This window comes from Halomonas sp. TH-94 (genome assembly GCF_057473365.1).
In genome coordinates, this window is record NZ_JBYCKL010000032.1 from 39525 (window position 1) to 45753 (window position 6229).

The 6229-nt window shown below is 62.8% G+C and carries 6 protein-coding genes; 3 read left to right on the top strand and 3 right to left on the bottom strand.

Annotated elements, in window-relative coordinates:
- The first annotated feature begins 101 nt into the window (after positions 1–101).
- From AC2VNO_RS05495 to nosR, 3 genes are all read left to right on the top strand, one after another.
- Positions 102–524 (top strand): GFA family protein, encoded by a 423-nt coding sequence (locus AC2VNO_RS05495; RefSeq protein WP_486933197.1) that lies wholly within the window; start codon positions 102–104, stop codon positions 522–524.
- Positions 525–594: 70 nt separating this feature from the next.
- Positions 595–1080: a redoxin family protein gene (locus AC2VNO_RS05500; protein WP_486933198.1), complete on the top strand. Its 486-nt coding sequence runs from the start codon at positions 595–597 to the stop codon at positions 1078–1080.
- 92 nt (positions 1081–1172) lie between these two features.
- Entirely contained in the window at positions 1173–2537 is a 1365-nt protein-coding gene (gene nosR / locus AC2VNO_RS05505) for a response regulator c-di-GMP phosphodiesterase, NosR family (RefSeq protein WP_486933199.1), read from the top strand.
- A gap of 30 nt (positions 2538–2567) precedes the next feature.
- On the opposite strand, the gene AC2VNO_RS05510 is transcribed toward nosR, so the two are convergent.
- From AC2VNO_RS05510 to AC2VNO_RS05520, 3 genes are all read right to left on the bottom strand, one after another.
- A complete protein-coding gene (locus AC2VNO_RS05510) occupies positions 2568–3641 on the bottom strand; it encodes an AI-2E family transporter (protein ID WP_486933200.1) in 1074 nt (357 codons plus the stop codon).
- 152 nt (positions 3642–3793) lie between these two features.
- Positions 3794–5533 carry a bifunctional protein-serine/threonine kinase/phosphatase gene (locus tag AC2VNO_RS05515; protein WP_486933201.1) on the bottom strand — a complete coding sequence of 580 codons (1740 nt, stop codon included), beginning with the start codon at positions 5531–5533 and terminating at the stop codon, positions 3794–3796.
- A 9-nt stretch (positions 5534–5542) separates the two neighbouring features.
- The coding region (locus AC2VNO_RS05520) for a formate/nitrite transporter family protein (RefSeq protein ID WP_486933202.1) at positions 5543–6229 on the bottom strand (687 nt) is incomplete at its 5' end.

The window sequence follows — 6229 nt, forward strand, 5'->3', positions numbered from 1 at the left end:
TTTGGCCTGCCAGCGTGGAAAGCGAACGAGTCGCGTGGCACGGATGTGTCTAAACTGCTGGGGTCAGAGACATCTTTCGCCTTGCGCTACAGGAGGAAACCATGAAGGACGGAATGAATGCGCGCGGCAGCTGCCTGTGCGGTGCCGTGAAAGTGGCGGTAGCCACCCACAAGCAAAATGTCGGTGCCTGCCATTGCAGCATGTGCCGCACCTGGGGTGGCGGGCCGCTACTCGCGCTGGAATCGGTCAGCGAGGTCGAAATCGAAGGCGAGGACAACGTGTCGATCTACGCTTCCTCGGAGTGGGCCGAACGCGGCTTCTGCAAGCGCTGCGGCACCCACCTCTTCTACCGCCTCAAGACGGGCGACCACTATGCGGTGCCGGTGGGACTGGTTGACGGCGGCGAAGCCTGGAACTTCGACAGCCAGATATTCATCGACCAGAAGCCGGAGTATTACCACTTTGCCAACGACACCCACAACATGACCGGCCAGGAAGTCTTCGACGCCTACCAGGGCAGTTGAAACCGCAAAACCCCAGGCTAGCTCGCCGAGCTACGCTAGAGTGTCGCAAGCCCACACAAGGAGTTGCCCTATGCCCATCTCAGTAGGTGACAAGATTCCCGACGTCAGCATCAAGACGATCGGACCCGACGGCCCTGAAGATACCTCCACGCAAGAGGTCTTCGCCGGCAAGCGTGTCGTGCTGTTCGGCGTTCCCGGCGCCTTCACGCCCGGCTGTTCCAATACCCATATGCCGGGCTTCGTGATCAAGGCCGACAAGGTGCTTGAGAAGGCCGATACCCTGGCCTGCATGGCGGTCAACGACGCCTTCGTGATGCGCGCCTGGCAGAAGGATCAGAATGCCCAGGCGATCCTGATGCTGGCCGACGGCAACGCCGATCTGGCCCGTGCCCTGGGTATGGAGAAGGACGCCAGCGGGGCCGGCATGGGCATTCGCAGCCTGCGTTTCGCTCTGATCGCCGAGGATGGCGTGGTCAGCTATGTGGGTATCGATACCGAGCGTGGCGTGGTCGATAAGAGCAGCGTCGACACCGTATTGGCACATCTGGAAAATTGAGCCACCGCCTCTCCTAAAGCTTTCTCCCGCTGAGCCGATAGAGCAGTTAAAGCCGTATTAGGCTCACTGCGTCATCCTCGGGGGGGAACAGCATGGAAGGCGAAACGATAGACGACGTACAACGCCAGCCAGACCCGGTGCCGGCTCAGGCCAATCCCGAGCCGGCAACACTGCTGCTGGTGATCGAAGATCCCGAAACGCTAGCGTCGCTCTCCACGATCGTGGAGCTGGTGGGCTTTCGCGCCCAGAAGGCGGAAAGCGCCCAGGCCGCCCTGACGATCCTGGAGCGTGAACCCGTCGACGTGGTGCTTTGCGATTCGCTCATGCCAGGCCCGGATGGCCATGCAGTGCTGGAGCTCGTTCAGGAACGATGGCCGGACTGTGTTCGCCTGCTGCTGAGCGATGTTTCCACCGGCCTCGAAAATGCCCTGCGTGCTGTCGACGAGGGGCATGTCTACGGCTGTATTCCCAAGCCATGGGACGATGACAATCTTCGCCTGCTGCTTCGCCAGGCGCTGGAACATCTCGCCACCCAGCGCGAATGGCTGCGCCGCGAGATGGCGCTGCAGGAAGAGAACCAGACTCTGCTCGCCCTCAACGCCACGCTTGAGAAACGCATCGAGGCCACTCAGCAAGAGCTCAAGCAGACCGGTGAAATGCTGGATACGGCTTACGACGAGCTGCTTCACATGCATGTGACGACTGCGCGCACGATTGCCGATCTGCTCCATCAGCGGTTGCCACGCCATCTCCAGACGAACGATCAGGTCCGTGCCCTGGTCACCGCCTTCGGCGAGGCCCACGCGCTGGATCATACCTTGCAGCACGACCTGCAACTGGCTGCCGAACTCTACAACATGGGCAAGCTCACTTGGGACGATCATCTGCTCGTCACCCCGTCCGAGCAGCTATCGGCCCATGAGCGGGCTACCTACCAGCATTACCCGATCAACGCCGAGAACCAGCTGATGGCGATGCCTCAGCTGAAAAGAGCGGCCAAGATCATTCGCCACCATCGCGAGCGCTGGAACGGCAGCGGTTTTCCCGATCGCCTGGAAGGCAGTGACATTCCCTACGGAGCACGCCTGCTGGGGCTGGCCGTGGATTTCATCGAGCTTCAGCGTGGCATGGTGCTGCCACGAGAGGTGCCACGCCCGCAGGCCTTGTCACTGCTGCGCAAGTTTGCAGGACGCATCTACGACCCCGAGCTGTGCCAGGAATTCGTCAAGCTGTGTGTCGAAAAAACGCCGGACCTGCAAACCGGTGGCAAAGCGGTCATATCGCTGGAAACGAGCCAGGTAAAACCGGGCATGATCCTGGCCCAGGACATCCACTGCTCCAGCGGCATGTTGCTGCTGCATGAAGGCAAGCGGCTCGACCAGCACCTACTGGAAAAGCTCAAGAACTTCGAAGAGATCGAGGGGCGTAGCTTCACGGTACTGGTCTACCGTACCTGAGCGCTGGCGCATCGGGCCGCTCCGGGCCCGCTAGGTTTCCTGGCGCTCACCCAGCACCTCGATTTCATCGCCCAGCACATCGTTGATGTAGAGCGCCTGCAGCGTAACAACGGCCACCACCGCGATGGGCGTCGAGAGGATTACGCCGGCCACCCCCGCCACCGCCGCCCCGGCCAGCTGCACGATGACGGTATAGGCCGGGGGCAGGCGCACCAGCCCCTTGGCGGCCAGCGGCATGACCAGGTTCGACTCCAGCGTCTCGACCACGAAATAGAGTATCAGGGCATACAGCGCCAGTTGCGGCGATTCGAGAAAGGCGATCAGAAGGGTCGGAATGGCCCCGATGATCGGTCCCAGATAGGGAATGAAGGTGAACAGCCCGGCGATCAACCCCAGGGCACCGGCCATGGGCACGCCGAGGAAGGCCAGCCCCAGCGCCACCGAAACGCCCACGAACACCATCGAGACGAGCCGGCTCAGCAACCACAGCCGCAGCGCCCGCCCCTGCAGGCACAGCACCCTAGCCACCCGCTCCCGCTTTGCCGGCGGACACAGCAGCACCACATTGCCGATATACTTCGCCGGACTGAGCACCAAGTAGAAGCCGATCAGCAGGATGAGGAAGAAACTGGCGATGGCGCCGAAGGTGGTGGAAAAGAAGTTGGTGAAGTAGTCGATCACCGGCTCGCCCAGGAGCTGGGCCGGGTCCTCGACTTCCGCCATGGCCGTTTCGATGCCGGGCAACTCGCGGAAATTGTTCAACAGCTGAAGGAACGCCTCGGGCAGTTCGGCGATCAGCTGTGGCAACTGCTCACCGATGCGCGGCCCTATCAGCGCCCCCATCCCCACCAGAATCAGACTGATCAGCGTCAGAGCCAAGGCCAGGGCCCATTGTCGCCCCAGTGGCAGGTAGCGTTGGCACAGGCGAACGGCACCGTCGATGGCCACGGCCACCAATACGCTGGCGAAAACCAGCAGCAGCACGTCGATGAGATGGCTGGCGAACAACAGCATGACCGCCACCAGGCTGACCAGCCCGATGGTTATCAGAACGCGCCGGGTAAAACGGGAAAGCGAGCTGCTATTCTGCTCGAGGTCACTCATGTCAGCTCCTTGCCGTACGAAAGGGCATCCTGCCCGCCCGAGAGGTTTCACACACAGCCTGCAGGCGTCTCATTCAGCCTAGCCAGGATCCGCTTCCGTGCCCACCGGTTCATCGAAATGAACTGGCCCATGATGCACCAGAAGACGCCGGGCTACTCCAACAACAGGAACAGGACAACCCCCAGCAGCACGGCGGAAACCCCTTTCCAGAACAGCACCGGGTCGCGTTCGAGCAGCGGTGGGCGTGACTTCTTCAGAAACATGGCGCTGGGTTTGCGCAACTCATGGGTGAATTCCGAAAGCGCCTCGAAGCGCCGCTCCGGCTGTGGGTGCAGCGCCTTTTTCAGCACTTCGTCCAACCATGGCGGCAGGTCGCGATTCACTGCCAGTGCGGAGTGGAAGGCAAGACGATGCTGTGCCGCCCGGGTGCGAGTCTTGGCCACCTGCGTGCCGTAAGGCAGGGCTCCGGTAAGCAGGCGATAGGCCATCACCGCCAGCGAGAACTGATCGGAGCGCGGCGTGGCCGGCTCGCCGAGAAAGCACTCCGGTGCCGTGTACGCCGCCGTGCCCAGCAGGTCGCCGTCCTGCCCCGGCCGGCTTTCCGCGATTCCGACCACGCGTACCGAGCCGAAGTCGATGAGGGTGGCATGGCCGGTGTCATCGATCATGACGTTCTCCGGCCGAACGTCCTGATGCACCATTTCCAGGCGATGGAAGGCACGCAGCCCCCGGGCCACCTGCTCGACGATGGTGCGCACCGTTTCCAGCTCTGGGGCAGGGTTGTCTCGCTGCCACTGAGCCAGCGTGCATCCTTCGATGTATTCCGTCACGCTGTACAGATAGCGGCGCCGCCGCTCGGCGCGATACGCCTTCACCACGTGGGGGCTGTCGATGCGCCGGGCGATCCACTCCTCCATCAGGAAGCGTTCCACGTGGGCCGGATCTTCCCTCAGTTCGGTGGCCAGCGTCTTGAGCAGCACCCGCTCGGAGGTGTCGAGGTCAACGGCGAGAAAGGCATGGCTACGTTGGCTGGCGTGCACCTGACGGACGATACGATAGCCATCGAAGCACATGCGCGGCTCCAGCTGCGGCGGGAACGGCAAGGCCGAATCTCCCCCATGCAGCTCACCGGCATGCCCCAGCGGCACCTCGTCCACCCTTACCACCTGCACCGTGAGGTTGTCGTCGCTGCCGCTTTCGTAAGCGGCCTCCACCAGGGCGCGAGCCGCTGCGTCCAGGTCGTTTTCGTACTCGGTTAGAACGGCGCACATGCGCGCTTCGCTGAGGTGTTCGTAGATGCCGTCGGTCATCAGCAAAAAGCGATCGCCCGCCGTGATGGGCACGGCCAGGTAATCGATCTCCAACTGCTCGCTGACGCCCATGGCACGGCTGAGGTAGCTTCTGTCCGGTGCCACCCAGGTGCGATGCTCACGGGTCAACGGCTCCAGGCCATCTCCGGTCGCCCGATAGAGCCGTGCATCGCCGACATGGAAGACGTGGGCCGTTCTCGACTTCAACACCAGGGCGGTAAAGGTGCAGACGTAGCCGCGGTCCTTGTCCCAGCGGTACTCGCTGCGCCGGGTCTGGGCATGCAGCCAGGAGTTGGTGGCCGTCAGCACCCGCTGCGCTGCGGTCTTCACCGTCCAGCTCTCGGCGGTACAGTAGTAGTCCTCGATGAAGCTCCTCACCGCCGCCGCGCTTGCCACCTGGCTCACCGTGCTGGTGCTGATGCCGTCGGCAAGCGCGACCACGATGCCCTTGTTTGAAAGCTGCGGCTCGTCAGGCAGGTAGGCGCCGTGGAAGTCCTGGTTGATCGGCTTGCGCCCCTTTGCCGAACACTGGCCCAGGGCGACGCGCAAGCGCGCCTTCTCCGTCGTTTCCTTCGCTGGCACGCCGTCTGCTCACATTTCGCGCAGCGGCGCGGTGCGGACGTGAGTGGCGTACAGCGTCAGGCCGGTCAGCGACAGGCCGCCGATCAGGTTGCCGATCACCACCGGGATCTCATTCCAGATCATGTAGTCCATGATCGAGAACTCGCTGCCCAGCATCAGCGCCGAGGGGAACAGGAACATGTTGACGATGGAGTGCTCGAAGCCCATGTAGAAGAACAGCATGATCGGCATCCACATGGCGATTACCTTGCCGCCCACCGTAGTGGAGATCATCGCCCCGACCACGCCGAGAGAGACCATCCAGTTGCACAGCACGCCGCGGATGAACACCGTGAGCATGCCGGCGGCGCCGAACTCCTTGTAGCCCAGGGTACGGTCCTTGCCCACTTCGGAAATCGCCACGCCCACTGCGTCCGGCGGCGTGGAAAAGCCGTAAGTGAAGACGATCGCCATGAGGAAAGCCACCGTCAGGGCCCCGAGCAGATTTCCGGTGAAGACCACTCCCCAGTGCTTGAGGATGCGATTGATGGTCACCCCCGGGCGCTTGTCGAGCCAGGCCAGCGGCGTGAGGACGAAGACCCCGGTGAGCAGATCGAAGCCCATCAGGTAGAGCATGCAGAAGCCCACCGGGAACATGGCCGCCCCGAGGAAGGCGGAGCCGGTCTGTACGGTGATGGTCACGGCGAACACGGCGGC